21 protein-coding genes are annotated in these 20,467 nt (G+C 47.2%); 14 read left to right on the top strand and 7 right to left on the bottom strand.

Annotation, left to right across the window (positions count from 1 at the left end; genetic code table 11):
* Nucleotides 1-268: 268 nt before the first annotated feature.
* The 3 genes from RT717_RS02965 to RT717_RS02955 form a co-directional block, all read right to left on the bottom strand.
* On the bottom strand, nucleotides 269-856 hold the full coding sequence (locus tag RT717_RS02965; protein WP_317490254.1) for a DinB family protein: 588 nt from the start codon (nucleotides 854-856) through the stop codon (nucleotides 269-271).
* 249 nt (nucleotides 857-1,105) lie between these two features.
* On the bottom strand, nucleotides 1,106-2,542 hold the full coding sequence (pyk, locus tag RT717_RS02960; protein ID WP_317490253.1) for a pyruvate kinase: 1,437 nt from the start codon (nucleotides 2,540-2,542) through the stop codon (nucleotides 1,106-1,108).
* 5 nt (nucleotides 2,543-2,547) lie between these two features.
* Nucleotides 2,548-2,976, bottom strand: coding sequence for an IPExxxVDY family protein (locus RT717_RS02955; protein WP_317490252.1), 429 nt, complete (start codon nucleotides 2,974-2,976; stop codon nucleotides 2,548-2,550).
* Nucleotides 2,977-3,515: 539 nt separating this feature from the next.
* Here RT717_RS02955 and RT717_RS02950 point away from each other — a divergent pair.
* From RT717_RS02950 to RT717_RS02920, 7 genes are all read left to right on the top strand, one after another.
* A complete protein-coding gene (locus RT717_RS02950; RefSeq protein ID WP_151998840.1) occupies nucleotides 3,516-3,752 on the top strand; it encodes an acyl carrier protein in 237 nt (78 codons plus the stop codon).
* A 25-nt stretch (nucleotides 3,753-3,777) separates the two neighbouring features.
* A complete protein-coding gene (gene fabF, locus RT717_RS02945; protein WP_317490251.1) occupies nucleotides 3,778-5,031 on the top strand; it encodes a beta-ketoacyl-ACP synthase II in 1,254 nt (417 codons plus the stop codon).
* Complete coding sequence (rnc, locus tag RT717_RS02940) at nucleotides 5,031-5,774, top strand: ribonuclease III (protein WP_317490250.1); 744 nt, start codon at nucleotides 5,031-5,033, stop codon at nucleotides 5,772-5,774. Before fabF ends, rnc begins: the two co-directional genes overlap by 1 nt.
* A 192-nt stretch (nucleotides 5,775-5,966) precedes the next feature.
* The gene (nadE, locus tag RT717_RS02935) at nucleotides 5,967-7,808 is read left to right on the top strand and encodes an NAD(+) synthase (RefSeq protein WP_317490249.1); all 1,842 of its coding nucleotides are present in this window, start codon (nucleotides 5,967-5,969) and stop codon (nucleotides 7,806-7,808) included.
* 154 nt (nucleotides 7,809-7,962) lie between these two features.
* Nucleotides 7,963-8,169 (top strand): hypothetical protein, encoded by a 207-nt coding sequence (locus RT717_RS02930; protein ID WP_317490248.1) that lies wholly within the window; start codon nucleotides 7,963-7,965, stop codon nucleotides 8,167-8,169.
* Nucleotides 8,166-8,618 carry a putative toxin-antitoxin system toxin component, PIN family gene (locus tag RT717_RS02925; protein WP_151998844.1) on the top strand — a complete coding sequence of 151 codons (453 nt, stop codon included), beginning with the start codon at nucleotides 8,166-8,168 and terminating at the stop codon, nucleotides 8,616-8,618. Before RT717_RS02930 ends, RT717_RS02925 begins: the two co-directional genes overlap by 4 nt.
* 14 nt (nucleotides 8,619-8,632) lie before the next feature.
* Complete coding sequence (locus tag RT717_RS02920) at nucleotides 8,633-10,144, top strand: alpha-amylase family glycosyl hydrolase (protein WP_317490247.1); 1,512 nt, start codon at nucleotides 8,633-8,635, stop codon at nucleotides 10,142-10,144.
* Nucleotides 10,145-10,157: 13 nt separating this feature from the next.
* On the opposite strand, the gene yidD is transcribed toward RT717_RS02920, so the two are convergent.
* A complete protein-coding gene (yidD, locus tag RT717_RS02915) occupies nucleotides 10,158-10,397 on the bottom strand; it encodes a membrane protein insertion efficiency factor YidD (RefSeq protein ID WP_317490246.1) in 240 nt (79 codons plus the stop codon).
* A 241-nt stretch (nucleotides 10,398-10,638) separates the two neighbouring features.
* Between yidD and RT717_RS02910 the strand changes: the two genes are divergently transcribed.
* A complete protein-coding gene (locus tag RT717_RS02910) occupies nucleotides 10,639-12,093 on the top strand; it encodes a POTRA domain-containing protein (protein ID WP_317490245.1) in 1,455 nt (484 codons plus the stop codon).
* A 21-nt stretch (nucleotides 12,094-12,114) separates the two neighbouring features.
* On the opposite strand, the gene RT717_RS02905 is transcribed toward RT717_RS02910, so the two are convergent.
* The gene (locus RT717_RS02905; protein WP_317490244.1) at nucleotides 12,115-12,750 is read right to left on the bottom strand and encodes a toxin-antitoxin system YwqK family antitoxin; all 636 of its coding nucleotides are present in this window, start codon (nucleotides 12,748-12,750) and stop codon (nucleotides 12,115-12,117) included.
* Between the two features lie 63 nt (nucleotides 12,751-12,813).
* Between RT717_RS02905 and RT717_RS02900 the strand changes: the two genes are divergently transcribed.
* The 6 genes from RT717_RS02900 to RT717_RS02875 all read left to right on the top strand — a co-directional run bounded on the left by RT717_RS02900 (nucleotide 12,814) and on the right by RT717_RS02875 (nucleotide 17,814).
* Nucleotides 12,814-13,635 (top strand): PorV/PorQ family protein, encoded by an 822-nt coding sequence (locus RT717_RS02900; protein WP_317490243.1) that lies wholly within the window; start codon nucleotides 12,814-12,816, stop codon nucleotides 13,633-13,635.
* On the top strand, nucleotides 13,613-15,721 hold the full coding sequence (locus RT717_RS02895; protein WP_317490242.1) for a ComEA family DNA-binding protein: 2,109 nt from the start codon (nucleotides 13,613-13,615) through the stop codon (nucleotides 15,719-15,721). The genes RT717_RS02900 and RT717_RS02895 overlap by 23 nt, the downstream gene beginning before the upstream one ends.
* Before the next feature lie 171 nt (nucleotides 15,722-15,892).
* On the top strand, nucleotides 15,893-16,306 hold the full coding sequence (locus RT717_RS02890; RefSeq protein ID WP_317490241.1) for a response regulator: 414 nt from the start codon (nucleotides 15,893-15,895) through the stop codon (nucleotides 16,304-16,306).
* Between the two features lie 145 nt (nucleotides 16,307-16,451).
* The gene (locus tag RT717_RS02885; RefSeq protein ID WP_317490240.1) at nucleotides 16,452-17,036 is read left to right on the top strand and encodes a nitroreductase family protein; all 585 of its coding nucleotides are present in this window, start codon (nucleotides 16,452-16,454) and stop codon (nucleotides 17,034-17,036) included.
* Nucleotides 17,037-17,121: 85 nt separating this feature from the next.
* Nucleotides 17,122-17,286, top strand: coding sequence for a hypothetical protein (locus tag RT717_RS02880; RefSeq protein WP_317490239.1), 165 nt, complete (start codon nucleotides 17,122-17,124; stop codon nucleotides 17,284-17,286).
* A gap of 57 nt (nucleotides 17,287-17,343) precedes the next feature.
* Complete coding sequence (locus RT717_RS02875; protein ID WP_317490238.1) at nucleotides 17,344-17,814, top strand: DUF6265 family protein; 471 nt, start codon at nucleotides 17,344-17,346, stop codon at nucleotides 17,812-17,814.
* Between the two features lie 41 nt (nucleotides 17,815-17,855).
* Here the strand turns inward: RT717_RS02875 and RT717_RS02870 are convergent, their stop codons facing one another.
* Together RT717_RS02870 and RT717_RS02865 are read right to left on the bottom strand one after the other, a co-directional pair.
* Nucleotides 17,856-18,797: a hypothetical protein gene (locus RT717_RS02870; protein ID WP_317490237.1), complete on the bottom strand. Its 942-nt coding sequence runs from the start codon at nucleotides 18,795-18,797 to the stop codon at nucleotides 17,856-17,858.
* 18 nt (nucleotides 18,798-18,815) lie between these two features.
* Nucleotides 18,816-20,459, bottom strand: a complete 1,644-nt coding sequence (locus RT717_RS02865) for a SusD/RagB family nutrient-binding outer membrane lipoprotein (protein WP_317490236.1) — start codon at nucleotides 20,457-20,459, stop codon at nucleotides 18,816-18,818.
* Nucleotides 20,460-20,467: the final 8 nt, after the last annotated feature.

The following is a 20,467-nucleotide window of genomic DNA, read 5'->3' as shown; positions in this document are numbered from 1 at the left end:
AGAGAGTAACCTCTTTGGTAAATAGCATCAAGTTAAAGAGGTTACTCTGCCCCAAAGAAAGTAGTAACCTCTTTAATCTTCCAAGACAATAGGTTAAAAACTAAAGAGGTTGCAACTGCAGTGAAGTAGAGAATAACCTCTTTGGTAAATAGCATCAAGTTAAAGAGGTTACTCTGCCCTAAAGAAAGTAGTAACCTCTTTAATCTTCCAAGACGATAGGTCAAAAACTAAAGAGGTTACATCTGCAGGGGAGTAGAGAGTAACCTCTTTAGTCAAACTTCTTCCCTTCCAGCACGCCTACCCCTTTGGGCAGAGGGTTGCCTGACGAGCGGCGGAAAGTAACCACCTGACCTACGTGCCACAAGGCATCGGCAATAGGGCCGTTGATCACGTTCCAAAACGGATACACCTGCGCTTTGTCGCCACTACCGAATATCATCTGGAAGCTCTCCAGATCAGCGGCGCTGGCGGTGAGTAGCTTTTGGCTGGCCTCTTGTATATTGAGCAGCGTAGCCTTGCGCAGGGCCCCGAAGGTTTCCGGCGCAGGATCGCCACCCACATTGGGTTGCTTGCGGGTGGCATTCACAATTACCTGACTGAGGCCATGAATATGCTTGACAGTAGCCATACTGCTACGAGCCTCGTCGCCGGGGCTCCAGGCAAGGTCTTCGGGGCGCAGCCCTTCGGTAGCCCAGTAGTAGCGAAAGCCCAGGCCGTCGACCATACGAGCGGCCACGGTGCCAGGCCCATAGGAAGCGGGGTAGGCTGGTATTTGATAGTACGGGAGATCGGTGGTTTGGGCGTTTAGCGTCAGCGAAACAGCAGCAAGGCCGCAAAAGAGTAAGCTTTTTAACATGGTATTGAGTTTTTGATGGAGCTAAAATAAGAATTCGAATCTTGTTTACTCGCTGGTCATCTCAGAAATTACCATGACAGATGGAAGAGCACGCCAAGTCAAACACACCATGACTGAAAGGAGGACAGAGGCGAAGCGTACTATCTCTGGCAGTCCGCTCGAAATGAGCAGAATAGCCGCAGACAAGGGGGCAAAAAAAAGCCACCGAATCTCTCCGGTGGCTCTCACATCATCTATTAACAATCAATATTACTCGATTACATCCACCTTCATCATGTTGGTGCGGTTTTCCCAGTGGTGCGGCTGTGAGCCTGTGTACACCACGGTGTCGCCTTTGTGCAGGAAGCCCTTGTCTATAAGAATGTCTTCCAGGTGCTTCAAGGTCTCTTCAGCTCCTACCCTTTGGTTGTAATAAAACCCACGGATACCCCACACGAGGTTCATGGTGTTCAATATCTTACGGTCGTCAGTGAAGATAAAAATATTCGCCTTTGGCCTGTGCGACGATAGTCTGAAACCAGTATACCCCGATTTCGTCATTCCCAAAATAGCTTTAGCGTCGATGTTAGCACTCAGGCGGGCAGCAGCTCTTACCAGCTTGTCGTTGATCAAGGTGGCGGAGTCGTCGTTGCTTTCTGAAAACTTATTGAACATCACATCGGTGCCCTGCTCAATGGAGGTGATGATTCGCACCATGCTCTTTACCGACTGCACCGGAAACTTGCCCGACGCTGATTCAGCACTTAGCATCACCGTGTCGGCTCCGTCCATCACTGCATTGGCCACGTCGTTCGCTTCGGCCCTGGTAGGCCTTGGGTTTTCGATCATGCTTTCCATCATTTGCGTGGCAATAATCACGGGCTTTGCCGCCTTGTTGCACTTGCTCACCATCATCTTCTGGGCTAACGGTACGTCTTCCATAGGAATCTCCACGCCGAGGTCGCCACGAGCCACCATCAGGCCGTCCGCCGCTTCGATAATGGCATCAATATTTTTGAGTGCTTCAGGCTTTTCAATCTTGGCGATGATCCTCGACGTGCCTCCCTTTCTTCTAATCTTTTCTTTCAGGTCAAGCACATCCTCAGCTTTTCGAACGAATGAAAGCGCTATCCAATCTACCTCATGCTCCAAACCAAAATACAAATCCTCCTCGTCCTTTTCAGTCAGCGACGGGGCGGATACAGGGGTGTTCGGTAAGTTGATACCTTTTTTCGACTTCAAAATTCCACCATATACTACCTGGCACTTTACCTCGTCGCTGGAGGTGGCCAACACTTTCAGTTCAAGGTTACCGTCGTCGATGAGAATGGCATCTCCAATGCTCACATCATTGCAAATACCTGTATAGGTCGTACTGATAATCTGAGCGTTGCCTACCAGCTTTCTTGTGGTGATAATGATTTCCTGACCCGGCACAATTTCCACTCCCCCATTCTCCATGTCACGGGTACGAATCTTCGGCCCCTGAAGATCCTGTAGCAACGCCACGTGCGTACCCATTTCCTCGTTGAGCTCTCTTACCAGCTTAATAACCTTAAGGTGGTCTTCATGAGAACCGTGGGAAAAGTTGAGGCGGAAAACATCTACCCCCGTTTGGATAAGGCTCTTCAGCATTTCCTTACTGTTAGAGGCAGGCCCTACGGTGGCTATGATTTTCGTCTTATTAAAAATTGGTGAGCTTTCCATGAGTGTTATTCAAATATAAGATTTTCCTTTTCTTTCAGTTTATTGATATTAATTGAGGCCAGGTACTCTACCACGGGTATGCTTTTCAGAGCCGCAAGGGTACCATCAGGATCAAAAAATCCGCCGTCGTCATTAATCATTATGAGATAATCGAAGTGAGCCAGCTCAGCTAGTAAAAAGCCGGATTTTCCGGCACCTGCCAGGCTCTTATTCTTAAGGAGCCGAAAAGTACTGTATTCCGTTTTAAATAAAAAGTGGGAAATGGTGATTTCACGATCATTGAGAAATTCCACACTGAGTTCCTGCTGTTTTACCAGCCTCACGCCGAGTGCACTATTGATATGCCAGGCAAGCTTGTACTCCCTGGCTGAAGTGGCCAGGCCAAGCAGCGTGAAGTCATAGTTGTACTCAATATGTAACTTTTTGCTCTTCACCTGTGGCTCCCGGAATCTTTGGTCATTTTTTTACAGCATCACCTCTTCAGCCAAGCCTGTGAGCATAGCACACATTTAACTATTATGTGACAGGCGGCGGAGCGTTTACCAACACAAAGTTAGCGTTATTGTGGTAGCTGTAAAGGCAAAAAGGGCAAATTCAACGTCGAAAAAACACCGGTTGTCAAATCTTTTTTATTCCCTGAAGGTAATCAATGGCATACTTCCCAGCTCGAAACTACCTGCAGGCATGCCAGGCAAAGGAAGCAACAAGAGACACCACCCTGCAACCTTTAACGATTCTCCCGTTCGGTAAAGTGTTGCTTTAAGGCACCTTCAGGCTATTAAAGTGATGTTTCTCTTCGGCTTGCACTCTCGCTTTTAAGTCCAGATAACCCATTCATTATCAGCCCCAAAAAGCCCTTCCCAAACCGTTTTTTGCTATCTTTAGCTAAAATTAAGATTGAACGAATTTGTTTGACATTATTGGGGAATATCTATTTCTTTGCAGTGTTTTTTACTAACTAAACATTAAAAAAATGTCTGAAATTGCACAAAAAGTTAAGGCTATCATCGTGGATAAGCTTGGGGTAGAAGAGTCTGAAGTTACTCCTGAGGCAAGCTTCACCAACGACTTAGGTGCTGATTCTCTTGACACAGTAGAACTTATCATGGAGTTCGAAAAGGAGTTCAATATTTCTATTCCTGATGATCAAGCCGAAAATATCACCACTGTAGGACAAGCAATTACATATCTCGAAGAAAACGCAAAATAAATCTCAACCCGGCGGACACCCTTTTATGAATGGCAGAAGAGTAGTAGTTACAGGTCTTGGAGCGCTTACCCCCATCGGCAATAACCTCGAAGAATATTGGAAAGGTCTTTCCAATGGAGTGAGTGGTGCGGCCCCTATTACCCGGTTTGATGCTGAAAAATTCAGAACTAAGTTCGCCTGTGAGGTAAAAAACTATGATCCTCTCAATCATTTTGATAGAAAGGATGCAAGAAAGATGGACCCCTTCACTCAGTATGCACTTATAGTGAGTGAAGAGGCCATCAAACATTCAGGTCTTGACCTGGAAAAAGTAGACAAAGACAGGGTTGGAGTGATTTGGGGTGCCGGCATAGGCGGTCTCAAAACCTTTCAGGACGAAGTCACTGATTTTTCACGTGGCGATGGAACACCCAGATTCAACCCATTCTTTATCCCCAAAATGATCGCCGACATAGCTGCCGGCTACATTTCCATCACTTATGGTTTTAGAGGGCCCAATTTCGTAACAGTTTCTGCTTGCGCCTCTGCTACCAACGCCCTTATCGACTCGCTCAATTATATTAAACTAGGCCATGCCGACGTGATTGTTTCCGGAGGCTCAGAGGCCACGGTGTGTGAAGCGGGTGTGGGTGGATTCAACGCCCTTAAGGCGCTTTCTGAGCGCAACGACGACCCTTCCACAGCGTCCCGACCGTTCGACAAGGACAGAGATGGCTTTGTATTGGGTGAGGGAGGAGCATGCATCATTCTTGAAGAGCTTGAGCATGCGAAAGCTCGTGGTGCCAAGATCTATGCGGAATTCATCGGCGGCGGTATGTCGTCCGATGCTTACCACATCACTGCTCCTCATCCTGAAGGTTTGGGAGCGAAAAATGTGATGATCAATGCCCTAAAAGATGCCGGCATCAAAACTACCGACGTAGATTATATCAACGTTCATGGCACCTCAACACCTCTCGGCGACAAAGGCGAAACGCTGGCGATAAGAGAAGTGTTTGGAGCCCATGCCTACAATATCAATATCAGCTCCACCAAGTCCATGACAGGGCACTTGCTGGGGGCCGCAGGAGCTATTGAAGCAGTGGCCTCAATCATGGCCATTCAACATCAACTGGTTCCTCCTACCATTAACCACTTCACTGACGACGAAGAGCTGGACAGCAAGCTGAATTTCACATTCAACAAAGCACAGGCACGCAAAATCGACATCGCACTAAGCAATACTTTTGGTTTTGGCGGCCACAACACCTCCATCATCTTCCGTAAATACGAGGGATAGTGCTGAATCTGGTCAGGCGTCTCAAGTCATTCTTCACCATTTACACAGAAAAGGAGCGCTCATTAAGCAGGGCCGTTAAAACCATTGTAGGACACGCTCCTATCAACATCCACGTGTATCGGCTGTCAGTCATCCACAGCTCTGCTGCCAAAGAAAATAATAACGGTTTCAAAGAATCAAACGAAAGGCTGGAATACCTGGGGGATGCCGTGCTCGGTATGATCGTGGCAGAGTATCTCTTTAATAAATATCCTTTTAAAGACGAAGGCTTTCTCACAGAGATCAGGTCACGCATTGTGAACCGGGAGAGCCTCAATGACCTTGCAAGAAAACTGGGCATTGGCGAGATCATAGAGTACGAAGGGGGAGGGCGTAACGGTGTGGGTCATAAATCCATATATGGCGACACCCTGGAGGCACTCATTGGTGCTGTGTACCTCGACAGAGGCTACCGGTTCTGCCGCAAGTTTGTGATGAACAAACTGATGAAAAACCACTTCGACATCCAACACATCGTTCGGAACAACCCCAACTATAAAAGCAAGGTCATAGAATGGGCCCAAAAGGAAAACAGGGACATTCGGTTCGAAATTACCGAACTCAATCAGGACAGTTTTCCCCGCAAGTTTGAAGCACTTGTAATGGTGGATGAAGAACCCTTCGGCAAAGGGTTTGGGTTGAGTAAGAAAAAAGCAGAACAAGATGCCGCCCAAAAAACTTGTGAAATGCTAAACCTGCCATAACTTCGGCTTGTTTTTAAGGATGTGTTTGATGGATGAGGGAGGGCAGCGATCAAGCGAAAACAAATGTCATGTTGAGCCTGTCGAAGACCGTTTAAATTACTGAAGCTATGTTTCGACAAGCTCAACATGACATTTTCGTAGAGTGATGGCCGTCCCGCACCAAACATACCTTATCTGGTTTTGAATGAACGAATGAAAACACTCAAGCTGGGTGGCGCTACCGTCAACCAAATCCCTTTAGACTGGAAAAACAACAAAGCCAATATCCTGGCCTGTATCGCTCAAGCGAAAAGGGAAGGCGTAGAGCTACTTTGCCTGCCTGAGCTGTGCATCACCGGCTATGGCTGCGAAGATTTGTTTCTGAGCGAATGGCTCCCGGCCAGGGCTATGGAGATCTTGCTCGAAATAGCCCCCGAGTGTGGCGGATTAGCGGTAGCACTTGGCTTGCCTGTGCGCCACCAGAACAAAGTATACAATTGCACCAGCTATGTAGTCGACGGTCAAATACAGGGCTTCTACGCCAAGCAAACCCTGGCCAATGAAGGCGTACATTATGAGCCCCGGTGGTTCACACCATGGCCACCTTCTACCACCGATGCCATTGAAGCCGGAGGCAAAACCTACCCCATCGGCGAGCTAACCTTTCACCTCAAAGACGTACACCTGGGCTTTGAGATCTGCGAAGACGCCTGGCATGAAGTGCGACCAGCCTGCCATCATATGGAAAAAGGCGTAGAGCTCATTCTCAACCCCAGCGCCAGCCACTTTGCCTTTGGTAAAGCCGGTTTTAGGCAAAATCTTGTCATTGAAAGCTCCAAGAAATTCAACGTGGCATACCTCTACTGCAACCTGCTCGGAAATGAGGCTGGACGCATGGTTTATGACGGCGATGTGATTCTGGCTCAAAATGGAAACCTGCTCTCGTACGGGCAGCGGCTTTCGTTTGTCATCTGGAAGCTGCAGACCTGCGAGGTCAACTTCAGCAACCCTGAGCAGTCGGAACGCCAGCCGATCAAGCCAATAGCGAATCAAAATGAAGAGTTCCCCAAGGCGGCGGCGCTTGCTCTGTTCGACTATATGCGAAAGAGCCGTAGCAAGGGTTTTGTGTTGTCACTTTCAGGTGGCGCCGATTCTGCTACCTGTGCTGTACTTGTGGCCGAAATGGTGAGACGTGGCACAGAAGAACTGGGGTTTGATGCCTTTAAAACCAAGCTGGGGTTGGCATCCTCATTGCCAAATGACAACAAAGCGATTGTGCACAGCATTTTGCAAACCGCTTACCAGGGCACGGTGAATAGCTCCGACGATACTTTCGACTCCGCCAAAGAGCTGGCCGAAAGCATAGGAGCCACTTTCTTCCAATGGCAGATCGACGATGAGGTAAGAGGCTACAGAGAAAAGGTGGAAAAAGCCCTGGGTCGACCGCTCACCTGGGAAACGGACGACATTGCTTTACAGAACATTCAGGCGAGAGCCCGCTCGCCCATTATTTGGATGCTGGCCAATATTGCCAATGCGCTGCTACTCACCACCAGCAACCGTAGTGAAGGCGATGTGGGCTATGCTACCATGGACGGCGACACCAGCGGTAGCCTGGCACCTATTGCCGCAGTTGACAAGGAGTTTGTAAAACAATGGCTCAAATGGGCGCAAAAAGAACTCGGCTACGATGGCTTGAGAAGAGTGAACAGCCTTACGCCAACTGCCGAACTTCGCCCTAAAGAGCAGCACCAGAGCGACGAAACAGATCTGATGCCTTACCATGTGCTGGTCGCCATTGAACGGGAAGGAATCCGCAACCGGAAGTCGCCACTGGAGGTTTTCGAAATTGTGAAAACGCTGAAGCTGGAATCAGACGAGTTGCTGAAACAGCATATCAAGCGTTTCTTCAGGCTGTGGAGCCGCAACCAGTGGAAAAGAGAGCGCATCGCCCCTGCCTTCCACCTCGACGATTTCAATGTAGACCCCCGCACCTGGTGCCGGTTTCCTATTTTATCAGGAGGGTTTGAGGAGGAGCTGGAGGCGCTTGGTTAGCTTCCACGAAGCTAGTTACACCCCAGCAAGAAACTAATTGATGAACTGCGGTTTAGGAGTGCTGTGTAACTGGTAAAGCGCTTTCGCATCGGTCGTTTTAAGAATTAGAACTATTCTTATTAGATTTATGGTTCTTTCATAAACCATTTCTCTTATGATAATCGAAAGAACCAAAGATGAAGTAATAATCAGGCTTCCTGCTACTCTGGATACTAAAGACCTTGAGGAAATGGTTAACTTTTTAAGGTTCAAGGAAATTACCGCCACCTCAAAAGCGTCCGAACATGATATTAAAAAACTAAATAAGGATGTAAAGAAAGGCAGGTGGGCCAAACAGAGAGCGAAGTTGCTGGGTGAATGAAAGTTGTTGTAGACACCAACATCGTTTTTAGTGGCCTTTTAAACCCAAAAAGCAGAATTGGCGAACTTCTAATTAAGTCAAAAGATTACTTCACATTTTATTCCCCGGAGTCGTTACTGGAAGAGCTAGAGGAACATCAACAAAAGATCCTCAAAATATCAAAGTATTCAGATTTAGAATATCTGGAGGCCAAGAGCATCATTCTCTCAAAGATTAATGTAGTTGATGATGAATCCATCCCAAAAGAATGCCTCTTAAAAGCTGAAAGCCTATTGACTGCCATTGATCCTGACGACACAATATTCCTGGCCTTGAGCTTCAACCTAAACGCATTCCTTTGGACGGGTGATAAGAAAGTGGCTAATGGGCTGAAAAAGTTGAACGTCGATAAAACCATTTCCACTGAGGACATTTACAAGGCTTATCTGGATCGAGAGTTGAATAAATAGTCGTACAGTCAAATATGTCCTACACCCAAGCAATCTTCTACGAGATTTTTGTTCAGTCCTTCGCTGACTCCAATGGCGATGGCATTGGCGACATCAATGGGATGACTGCCAAACTGGACTACTTGCAAGAGCTTGGCATCACTGCTGTCTGGCTCATGCCCATTTGCCCTTCGCCCAGCTACCATAAATATGATGTGACCAACTACTATTCGGTTCATCCCGATTACGGCACACTCGACGACTTTAAAAACTTCGTCCACCATGCCCACGCTCGTGGCATAAAGGTGATCATTGATTTTGTCATCAACCACACCTCTTCTCAGCACCCATGGTTCCTGAATGCCCGCACAGGCATACACGCAAAGTACCGTGATTACTACATCTGGGCAGACAAGGAGCACGTGGCAGAGCAAATAGCGAAGAAGGAAACCTCAGCAAATTCGGACAACATCCGGCAATGGCACCGAGTCGGCACGAAAGAGTCAACTGCGCAATATTACTATGGGTTTTTCAATAGCGACATGCCCGACCTGAACCACGACAACCCGGCCGTGAGGAACGAGGTGTATGCCATCGGCAAATTCTGGCTATCGGAAGTTGGCGTTGACGGTTTCAGAATGGACGCTGCCAAGCACATCTTCCCAGACGACAGAGCTGCCGATACACATGCCTTTTGGAAAGCATTCAGAGCACAAATGCAGTCGGTGAAGCCCGACGCCTATCTTATTGGGGAGGTATGGTCCGATGCCAGAAGTGCCTCACCTTACGCCGCAGGATTTTCATCGCTGTTCAACTTTGACCTGGCACAAAGCATCCTCGAATCGGTAGACAAGCGGCAACAAAAAGCAGCAGCGGTAGTCGGTAACTCCTACAAAATAAGTGAAGGCCAGCGACTGGTGGACATCATAAATGAATCTGCGCCGTGGTTCAAAGCTCACAACGAACACTTTGCGGAAGCTAGCTTTCTCAGCAACCATGACCAGAACAGAACCGCTTCTGCGCTGGGTGGAAAGGCAGACAAGATCAAACTGGCAGCCTGCATCCTTTTCACGCTTCCCGGCATTCCATTCATATACTACGGCGAGGAGCTGGGTATGCTGGGCATCAAGCCGGATGAACACATCAGAGAGCCAATGCTGTGGGATGAAATAGAAAGAGACACCTACCGAACCCGCTGGACAACACCCCGATACTCTACTGACGAAACAGTTGTTCCTGCAACACAACAAATGACTGACAGCAACTCTATGTACAGTCTTTACAAACAGCTTATTGCACTCAAGAAAACAGCCCTTTTTTCATTGGGGGCTATTGAGAGTCTGCCACTTACAGGAGGCAATATCCTGGCGTTTAGCAGAAGGCTGGGGGAAATGCATGCGTTGGTTTATCACAACTTGTCTGCGAAAAAAACATCGATCACAATACCTGTTGGATATAGAGAAGCATTTGTCCGGGGTAAAGTGAAAATATCGGACGACGTTCTGACGTTAGGTGCCAGGGCCAGTTTGGTTCTCACAACTCCTTAGCCCCAAAGTTCGCCTATGGCACCGGGTCGTATCCACTTCCTCCCCAGGGGTGACACCTTCCGATTCGCCTGGCGGCCAGCCAACCACCTTTGAAGGGGCCATGTTTGGTAATGGCCTCCTTGGCATACTCACTGCACGTAGGCGCATAGCGGCAGGCCGATGGAAACAGTGGCGAAATGCTATACTGATAAAACTTGATGGGCAAAACAGCCAACCAAATACCCAGCTTTCGAAAAAAAGTCCTGCCTCCCATGTCTTAGATTTCCTGTACAACAATCAGTCCGGCCAAAATATTCCCCAGGCTGAAACACTTCCTTTTCACCTTAAATATCGGCATTAATGAGGACTTGTTTGGCAGAGTAACTAAGTTTGAGGTTTCTTTATTTAATTTCCGCAACTAAAGAACCAGAAGTACAACAAATAAAGGAAAATTTGGGTCTGTCCGTGAAATGAAGCTGCCACAGAAAAGGAATATAGGAAAGGATGAACCAATAATGCGGCTGAAAATCAATGCATTTGCAATTGCCTGCTTTTTTGCGCTGACACTTTTCGGCTGCCTGCCTTCGGCTGCCCAGGATTCAGGCAAAAAAAATAAGGCAGTTGCTGTAGACACCATTCCACAGCGTTTCATCAAGGTCGAGAAAATATATATTATCGGCCACAAAAGAACCCGCAAGTCTGTCATTACCAGGGAGCTCAGTATCGAGGAGAATGGCATCTACGATTCAACGACCCTGGCCACCACCTTGGAGCTGGACAAACAAAAGATTTTTAACACCCGGCTGTTTAATACCGTGGATGTGACCCTGCTTGAAACCGCCCCCGGAATAGGAAGCGTGCTGGTGAAAGTGGAAGAACGCTGGTACTTCTTCCCCGCCCCTATCTTTCAACTAGCCGACCGTAATTTTAACGACTGGTGGACAAACCGGGAGCGGGATCTTAGCCGGGTCAACTATGGCGTAAGGGTTGACCAGTACAACCTGCGGGGCATGAACGACCGGCTGCGGCTAATAGCTCAGTTCGGATTTACGAGGCAATTTGACATCACCTACAGCATCCCCTATTTCGACAAACGGCAGCGTCATGGTTTTACAACCGGCGCCTCCTACAACGAGTCTAAGAACGTAGCCTACCAAACGGATAACCACATCCCAACTTTTATCCGGTCGGAAGACTTGATACAAAACCGGTTCAATACCTACCTCCAGTACAGTTACAGAAATGCCTTCTACAACTTTCACTACTTCACTGTTGGATATCAAAAATTGGAAGCAGCCGACACAATACGGCAACTAAACCCAAATTACTTCGGCATCAATAAGGGGCAACAACAGTTCGTTCATCTGAAATATCAATTTCTAAGAGACAGGAGAGACTTCCGAAATTATCCGTTAAAGGGCTACTATGTATCCTTCATTGGCGAAAAGGATGGTCTCAGCAATAAGTCAGATATTAACCTTTGGAGTGGAAAACTGCTCTATGCCAAATTCTGGGATATGGGCAAGGGTTTCTACTTTGCCGCAGGCCTTACCGGCTTAGTTTCAGGGCCGTCAAGCCAGCCCTACTCAGTGAACCAAAGTCTGGGCTTCGGCAGAAACTATGTGCGGGGCTTTGAGCTCAACGTGGTAGAAGGGCCGAGGTACGTGCTGAGTAAGAACACTTTCAAGAAAGAGATTTTCAAAACTACGAAAGACATCAGCAGAATCATGCTGATTCCTCAGTTTCAGAAGCTGCCGCTTGCCCTATATGCAAAGGTGTTTTTTGACCTGGGCTACGTGCAAAACTACCCCAACTACGAACTCAACACCCGCTTGAGCAACAAGCTGCTTTATGGCGTCGGCACAGGCCTCGACCTGGTTTCTTTCTACGACTTTGTAGTACGAACGGAATACTCCTATAATAGCCAGGGAGACTTTCACTTCTTCCTCAACTTCAAGGCAGAATTGTAAGAAGCTTTCGCAGGCAAATCCTCAATTACCCTCCTCAAAAACCACAAGCTTTCTCTTCCCTCTTTTATTGACCAAAAACCACTCCCCCACACGTGCTCCATTTTCATAATGGCCCTCATACTCTAAAGAACCATCTTTTCTATAAAACCTCCATAAGCCGTTTTCCAGCCCATCGGTATAAGCTCCTTCCTGCCAAATAGTGCCGTCATCGTAATAAGACACCCAGTTGTGATTTGGTAGCCCATTTTCATAAGTGCCTTTACGAATCAGAACACCTCGGTCGTTCATGAAAACCCATTGCCCTTTGTACAAACCGTCCTCATAGACTCCCTTCTTCTCAAGCTGCCCGTTTTCATGATAATAGAAGGCTGAATCAGTGAGCAATCCGCCTTCCCATGTTTCTTTGGCCATGATGGTTTCACCGGGATAATAGTACATAGCCAAGCCGTCAAGCTGGCCGACGCTGTAATGAACAGTAGCACTCTTCGTTCCCGAAGGATAGTAAAACACCCACTCTCCTTGCTTACGATTCTCGTCTAATATTCCCTCACTTTTAATGCTTCCAGTGGGGTATTTCTCCACTACAGGCTGCGCAAACAGTGAGAAACTAAAGATAGAGAACCCTATTAGAACATTTAACTTCAATGATTTAGGCACGCCAATCTTGTTTTAACCTCCACATAATTTTGCAAAAGAGAGAGCTTTGGCTAGATTAATACAATGGTTCAAAAGCTTTTACTCTCTGTATGTATCGTTTTTATCACACTTAGGGCAGTTGGTCAGGCCGGCGATTACTCTCTGGGCGCCCGAAGCGCCGCCGTGGGAACCACCTCTTCTACACTCACCGATCAGTTCAGTCTTTTCAACAACCCCGCCGGGCTGGCTCAGGCAAACTCACCGGGCGTTTTTGCAAGTTATGAAAATCGCTATCGAATAGAAGACTTTCAAGTGATGGGCGCAGGCGCTTCCATTCCTTTCGGAAAGTTCACCACCGGCGTAGGTTTCTATCGGTTTGGTGGCAAACTCTACACAGAACAGCTTGTAAGTTTAAAAGTGGCCAATAAAATTGGGTTTGTGAGCCTTGGTGGAGGCGTGAGCTATGTGCAGTACAATATCCCCACGATTGGCACCAGGGGCGTGCTGGTAGTTGACCTGGGTGGCATAGCGGCGATTAACAAACAATGGCACCTGGGGGCACATATTTACAACCTCACCCAATCAAAGCTCGTACCGGGAACCGGTGAAAGGGTGCCTACTGTGATGAAGCTTGGGGTTTCGTACCGACCCATTACGGCATTCATGGTCAATATGGAAGTATCCAAAGACATTAATCACAAGCCGATAGCGAGAGCGGGAATGGAATATTTCATCATTCCCCAGCTTGCGCTTAGAACCGGCTTCAGCACCGGCCCGTTTATTTCCTGCTTCGGCCTTGGGTTTAAGCCCGGTAAATTTCAAATAGACTATGCCTTCAGGAATGATGCAAGACTGGGAGAATTGCACCAAATGTCAGTGATTTATGCTTTCGCCGATAAAAAATAGCCTCACTGGTATTGCCCTTTGTCTCTTGTGCTGCTTACAGCTACATGCACAGCAGCAGCCACCTGAGCCACCTGCTGAGGACATAGATCTATATGTTTTTGTGCAAGAGCTCTTTGCTATACAAGACGAAGACGTCAACTACGACGACTTGTACGAGTCTTTGTTCCAGCTCTACACCAGCCCGATAGACATCAATCTTGCCACTTTCGAAGAGCTCTCATCTTTTTACATTTTAAGCCCTATTCAAATAGAAAGCCTGCTCAACTACCGGAAGCTCAACGGGCCACTTCTTTCCCTTTATGAGCTACAGGCAGTACCTAATTTTGATCTGGCGACCATCAGAAACATCAGGCCCTTCGTTACCGTTTCGGGAACAGGCAGCAAACAAGGAAAACCACTTTTTCAACGGGTGGCAGATGAAAAGAACAACTACCTGCTACTGCGAACCGAAAGAACGCTTGAAACGGCCAAAGGGTACAGCCAGGCGGATACAGCCGCCAATGGCGACCTGAGTAGCAGGTACGCTGGAAGTCCCTACAAACACTACGCCCGCTTTCGGGTGAGCCACCCCAACGATTTTAGCTTTGGTTTCACAGCGGAGAAAGACGCAGGCGAGGAGTTGCTCTGGAACCAGTCGAGACATGCTTACGGTGCCGATTTCTATTCATTTCACGGGCAAGTGAAAAACCAGGGCAATTTCAAAGCCATCAACATTGGTGACTACCAGCTTCAAATGGGACAGGGACTGGTGTTTGGGGCAGGGTTTGCCGCCGGCAAGGGTGGCGAAACACTACTGACAGTCAAAAGAAACTCTACTGGTTTGCTACCTTACACCTCCGTGCTGGAAACAGGCTTTTTCAGAGGGGCTGCCGCTACCTATTCGTTGGGCAAATGGGAACTCACCGCCATTGCCTCCCGACTCCGGCAAGACGGCACCGTGCGAACAGACACCATCACCGACGGCCCTGAAGCCTACATCTCTTCCATTCTCAACACGGGCTTCCACCGAACCGAATCGGAAATAAATGGCAAAGGTCAGGTGGTGGAGCATGACGTGGGAGGCAACCTGCAATACAAAAGCGGCACTTTTCAATTTGGCCTTAACACGTTGTACACCCAATTCAGCACGCCGATTCAAAAAACTCCAGCACTGTACAACCAGTTTGAGTTTTCAGGCCAAGCTAACCATATCAGCAGCCTGTATTTCTCCAAGCTCTGGCAAAACACACAATTTTTCGGTGAAGCGGCCAGGTCCAGTTCAGGAGGTTGGGGGGCCATTGGCGGCCTTATGGTGAGTATCACCAATAGTCTTGGTGCCAGCATGGTAGCGAGAAACTACCAGCGAGACTTCCACAGCCTTTATGCAAGATCCTTTGGGGAGGCCTCGAGAAATGTAAACGAAAAAGGCATCTATTGGGGCATCAAATGGCGAGCTGCATCAAAACTATTGCTTACTGCCTACTATGACAAGTTTAGCTTTCCCTGGCTACGATACAATACCGACGCTCCTTCGGATGGGAACGAATACCTGGCCATGGCCACTTACAGCTTCAGCAAGTTGACGAAATTTTATGTACAACTAAGGCAACAGACCAAAGCCGAAAATGGTGAAGTACTTGCTAATAATTTACAGGTACCGGTTGAAACCAAAAAAGGAAACATAATTCTCAATCTGGATCATGACACAGGCAATCTGCTAAGCTTCAAATCACGGCTACAGCTAAGCAGGTACGAAAAGGAAGAAGTGGTGAGCACAGGATTTGCGATCATTCAGGATTTGAACCTTACGCTACCAAAATGGAGGTTCAGCTCACGCATTGCTTTGTTCGACACCGACGACTATAGTAATCGGCAATATGTGTATGAAAAAGATGTACTTTATGCCTTTTCGATTCCTGCATACACGGGCAAAGGCATCAGAACTTACCTGCTCGCTCAGTACAAAATCGGCGATAAGGTTACCGTATGGGGGCGCTGGGCGAAATTTTCCTACATGAATACCAAAAGTACGGGGTCCGGTTTGCAAGAGATAAATGGCTCTTTAAAAAATGATTTTAAAGTACAAATAAAGGTTGCCCTCTGGTGAATTCTCTTCGAAAGTTATTTTTTACAGTTATTTAGTGAGTTTACAATTGAATTTGTTAACCTATTTTTTTATAATCTGTCAATAAAGCTTCGTTACGATTTCATGCAATGTTTTATTTAATGTTATTTTTTTTATATTTACTGAAAGTAAAACAGCATTACTTCTATGATAATGGAGTTTACGGATATGAAGGAGCTAATAGTTATTGATGATGACCCAATCAATAATTTCATTTGTAAAAAAATGATTGAGGAGATTTCTGGCGATTTCAGAATCAGAAGTTTTGAAAGTGCCGTTGAAGGGTTAGCCTATCTATCCTCCCTGGATTCGAACGCACAGAGCTATCCAACGCATATTATGCTGGATTTGAATATGCCGCAGTATAACGGCTGGCAATTCCTTTCTGACTATCAAAGATTAAATCTTCATCAAACTCACCACACCTGCTTATATGTGGTAAGCTCCACGATTCTGAGAGATGAAATTGAGAAGATTAAAGAACTGTCATTTGTAACTGATTTTATATCTAAGCCATTGACTGTCTATAAGTTAAAAAAGCTTGTGGAAACTGAAGACTTGCCGTAAACCAGGTGACTGTAAGTGCAATAGCAACCTACACTAAGGTTGTGATTGCAGGGAATTCTCACCCTACCGGCTATTTTTGAGCATTGTGGAACTTTCATGGAGATTATCGTATTTATATGTATATACATTAAATATTGATACCTCCATGACATCCACATTAATACAAAAGGAAACCCCCACCGACTTCGATATACATCCGCTCATTAAAGAAAGGTGGAGTCCAAGATCCTTCTCACCAAAAAAGGTGAGCCGTAGCGCCGTCAACCAACTTCTTGAAGCCATGCGTTGGGCGCCCTCTGCCATGAACGAACAGCCCTGGGAGGTACTGGCGGCACAAAAAGGTACGAAAAGCCATGACACGCTGGCGAAGACACTTGCCCCGGGTAACCAACCCTGGGCGCCAGATGCCCCCGTGTTGCTGCTGGTGATGGCACGCACTACGTACAGCAATGGCGCCCCAAATCATTCTGCGCTGTATGACCTGGGTTTGGCCGTTGGCAACTTAAGTGTTGAGGCTACTCACCTCGGGCTTTCGCTCCATCAAATGGGTGGATTTGACAGAACGATGGCCAGAGAATCATTCAACCTCCGTGAAAATCTGCAACCAGTAGTAATGATTGCCGTTGGCTATCGGGACAGCCATGAGAGTCTGCCTGAAGACCTGCAGCAGAGAGAGCTGGCGCCGAGGAAGAGGAAAAAAATTGAAGAATTTGCGATCGTTGATTTCTAATTGACTCTGACAATCATAAATCAACAATGATGGTTCAATAAAGCTGCCATTGCGTTATATTTAAACCAGGTAGCTTTATTAATTCATGATATACGAGAAGCGAGGTCCGGCGTGGGTGCAACTGCCACTAGATTCCGTCCATTTCGACCAGTCTCATTTTATCAGGAACTTCAAAGCATTTACCGGGGAAGAACCCACAGGCTTCCTTTTCAACGAAGAAAACATGGCCAATTTCTTCCTTCACAAATAGGTGTCGGCTTTTTACAATACAAAATGCTTTCGATTAGCTGATGTTGAATAAAAAACTATGAAGTCAATCCTGACCATTACTCTGCTCCTATTGACAGCCTCGTTGTCATATGCACAGTCGGCAAACGCCGCTTCTGCCAAAAATTTTAAAAAGCTCTCGTGGCTGGAAGGCACCTGGGAGCGCAGAAATGTAAAGCCAGGAAAAAGCGCTCATGAAAGGTGGGAAAAGGACAGCAAAACAAAGTGGATAGGGTTCGGGGTTTCTATGCAGGGAGAGGACACTACCTTTTTGGAAAAACTGAGCATTGTAGTTGAAAATGGAAGCATCTACTACATAGCCGACGTGCCAGAGAATAAAGCGCCTGTGCTATTTCAATTCACCCAGGTTAGCAAGCAGGGCTTTGTTTGCGAAAACCCGACACACGATTTTCCAAAGAAGATTAGCTACACGCTAGAGGGAGACAGGCTTGAGGTTCAGATATCCGGGGATGGACAAGCCATGTACTTTGAATTTGTAAAGAAAGAATAAAAAAGAGGCTTTCGCCTCTTTTTTATTCTTCATCAATAACCTCAATTAGAAAGTTGCAATGGCCATGTTTTGCTATCTGTCCGTGTCAAAACAGTGGTGCCTGCGTCTCCGTAATCATTGGACCAGTCTATCGTTAAGGCAGTGCCATCGTTGTTTTTAATAACGAAGGTGTAAATAAGGCCATACTGATCGGAGCCAGTAAGGCTAATCTTGTTGCACACATCCACCAACCGTACACCAACCGCCGGTGTATCGTCCCAGGCACAGTCATACTGACCAAATGTAGCATCGGAGACGGCATACCTACCACCACCAAGCGCTGTTAGGGTACCTGTGCCGGTAACCGGGTTGCTGCAATTGCCAGCTGCCCCACCAGGACCAGCTGCGATCACAGTTGTAGAAAAGTCATAGCTTCCACCAAGATCGGACGCACAGGCAATCGACCAGCGCACATTACAGCCCCCGAAGGATGGCTGGGCAGGCTGCTGGCACAAATCGCTGTTAAGCGCCACTGTGAAAGTTCTTCCATCGGTAGAGTGGATTGGAAAAGTGAGGTTAAAACCATCGCCTACCTTAAAAAAATCAATGTCAACGCCCAGTGACTCCGCAGCAGCAGCAGCAGTCAGGCTGAATGTAGATGGAAAGGAAGTAACCTCACCGACCTTCACTGCATCATACACTTTATCCACGTACACATCCTCCAGTTCATTGTAGGTACCATCCTTTTCGGTAAACGTTAGCATGATATCCACACTCGACACCTCTGTTACGTCAAAGCCGTCCACATCAATGGTAAACTCCACCTCCTCTGACGCCAAAGGATTCAGGGCATTGAAGAAGTTTTTACTTGGGTTCACCGAAATTTTCGTCACCGCCCCAATATTGTCGTTGATATCCGGTGCTGGATTCCAGTCCTCGTCCTGACAACCGTTCAATAGAATGAGCCAGGCAAATACTACAGTTAATATGCTTATTTTCTTCATGTTCTTTCTCTTTAATGGTTAGTTAGCATCCCAGAAAATTGGCTCACTTACCAAAGGCACCGGATTGGGGGCGTTTGGATTAGAAGAAAGCTCTCCCGGAGGGTATGGAAGCCTCAAAGGGAATGGGCCGCTCGGCGCAAGAGACGACGGCTGATCGTTTGGCATGCCTGTGCGACGGTAATCAGTGTACGACTCAAACCCATTGCCATAGCTGGCATAGAATTTTTCCGTCATCACGATGTTCAGTCTTTGGCTGTTGTTTCCGGCAGCTGCATAGCTATCTGAAATGGCATCAAGGTAGTCATCAACATCAGCCTGATCCATTGCTACCGCATTGTTAGGATCAATTGCCAGGCCAAAAGCCTCCACTTTGCTGAAGGAGTCCTTGATGCCTTTTAGTGTAAGTGCCAAAGGATCGCCTGGTGTACCCAGCGTAATGGCCGCTTCTGCCAGCATAAATGATACATGGAAATTAGTCAGCCAGGGCATAATACCAGCACCCGTGCCGTGCCCCCTGTCGAACCTGCGCTCCCCCCCAGAGGGGCCAACATCATAGGAACCGCCTATCGGATACACGCCAAAAGTTGCTCTGATAGTGTTGTCACCAGGGATACCTGACGGATCTCCATGATCTCTGCCAATATAACCGTCGGCCGCAGCACCCAATGCAGGGAGGCCATTTGAAGGCTCTTGTCCTCCAAGCCATCCATACACACAATCGCTCCTTTGAGAACATGGCTGGGTCTGGAAATCCAGGTCAGCGTCTTCTCCCTGTCTGAAAATGTAGAATGGCAGGCGGGGGTCATTTTTAGCAATCAGATGGTACATGAAGTAATTGTTCATGTACTGAGTTTTGCTGCCAGGGATGTACTCCTGCTGATAAATGGGGTGCTGGTTCATGGGAGACACAGACGACCCAAACGTGAACTGAAAATCGTCAGCATTGGTCGATATAAAATTGTTCTCGGTTATCAGCGTTTCAATGCCTGCTTTCGATCTGGCGGCATCGACCAAACGAATATTGAGCAGCAAACGGAGTTTAAGTGTATTGGCCGCTTTCACCCACTTGCTGTAGTTGCCGCCGTAAATCAAATCACTTGAAACTGGCGACTCGCTGTTCTCAATGGCTTCCTTCAGGTCAGCCTTCGCAACATCAACCAAATCAATGATGTGGTCGTAGACGGCAGCATCGTCTTCATAATGCGGAAACAATACCTCCTCACCTTGCAGTGCCTCAGTGTAGGGCACATCGCCCCAGGTATCCACCAGCACCATGTACAAGTAAGCTTTCATTACTTTAGCAATACCAGAGTATCCTTTGAACCCTGCTTCTTCTCCCTGTTTAACAATTGTCTGCAAGTCTTTAAGCGCCTGATCAAACATCGAATTAAAGTCGTTGGAGAAGTTGGCACCGGTGATATTATAGGTGCTCTGGTTCAGCCTTGTATAGTGCTGAATAAATGCAGATGCATTTTCCTGCACGTTCCTGGTCGTCCAAAAACCAGCCGACACCTGCGCTGCTGGTAAAAGCAGGTTCAATGAGGCTTCAGACGGGTTATTTGGGTCAGTGTTTACATCAAGGAAGTCTGAGCCACACGACATGCTAAATATCGCCAGCATCACTATCACTACCTTTGAAAGTTTATTATTTAAAATCTTCATATTCTCTT

This window comes from Imperialibacter roseus, from assembly GCF_032999765.1.
Classification (GTDB): Bacteria; Bacteroidota; Bacteroidia; order Cytophagales; family Cyclobacteriaceae; genus Imperialibacter; species Imperialibacter roseus.
Note: the sequence above shows the minus strand (reverse complement) of the source record. Positions and strands in the feature narration are given on the sequence as shown.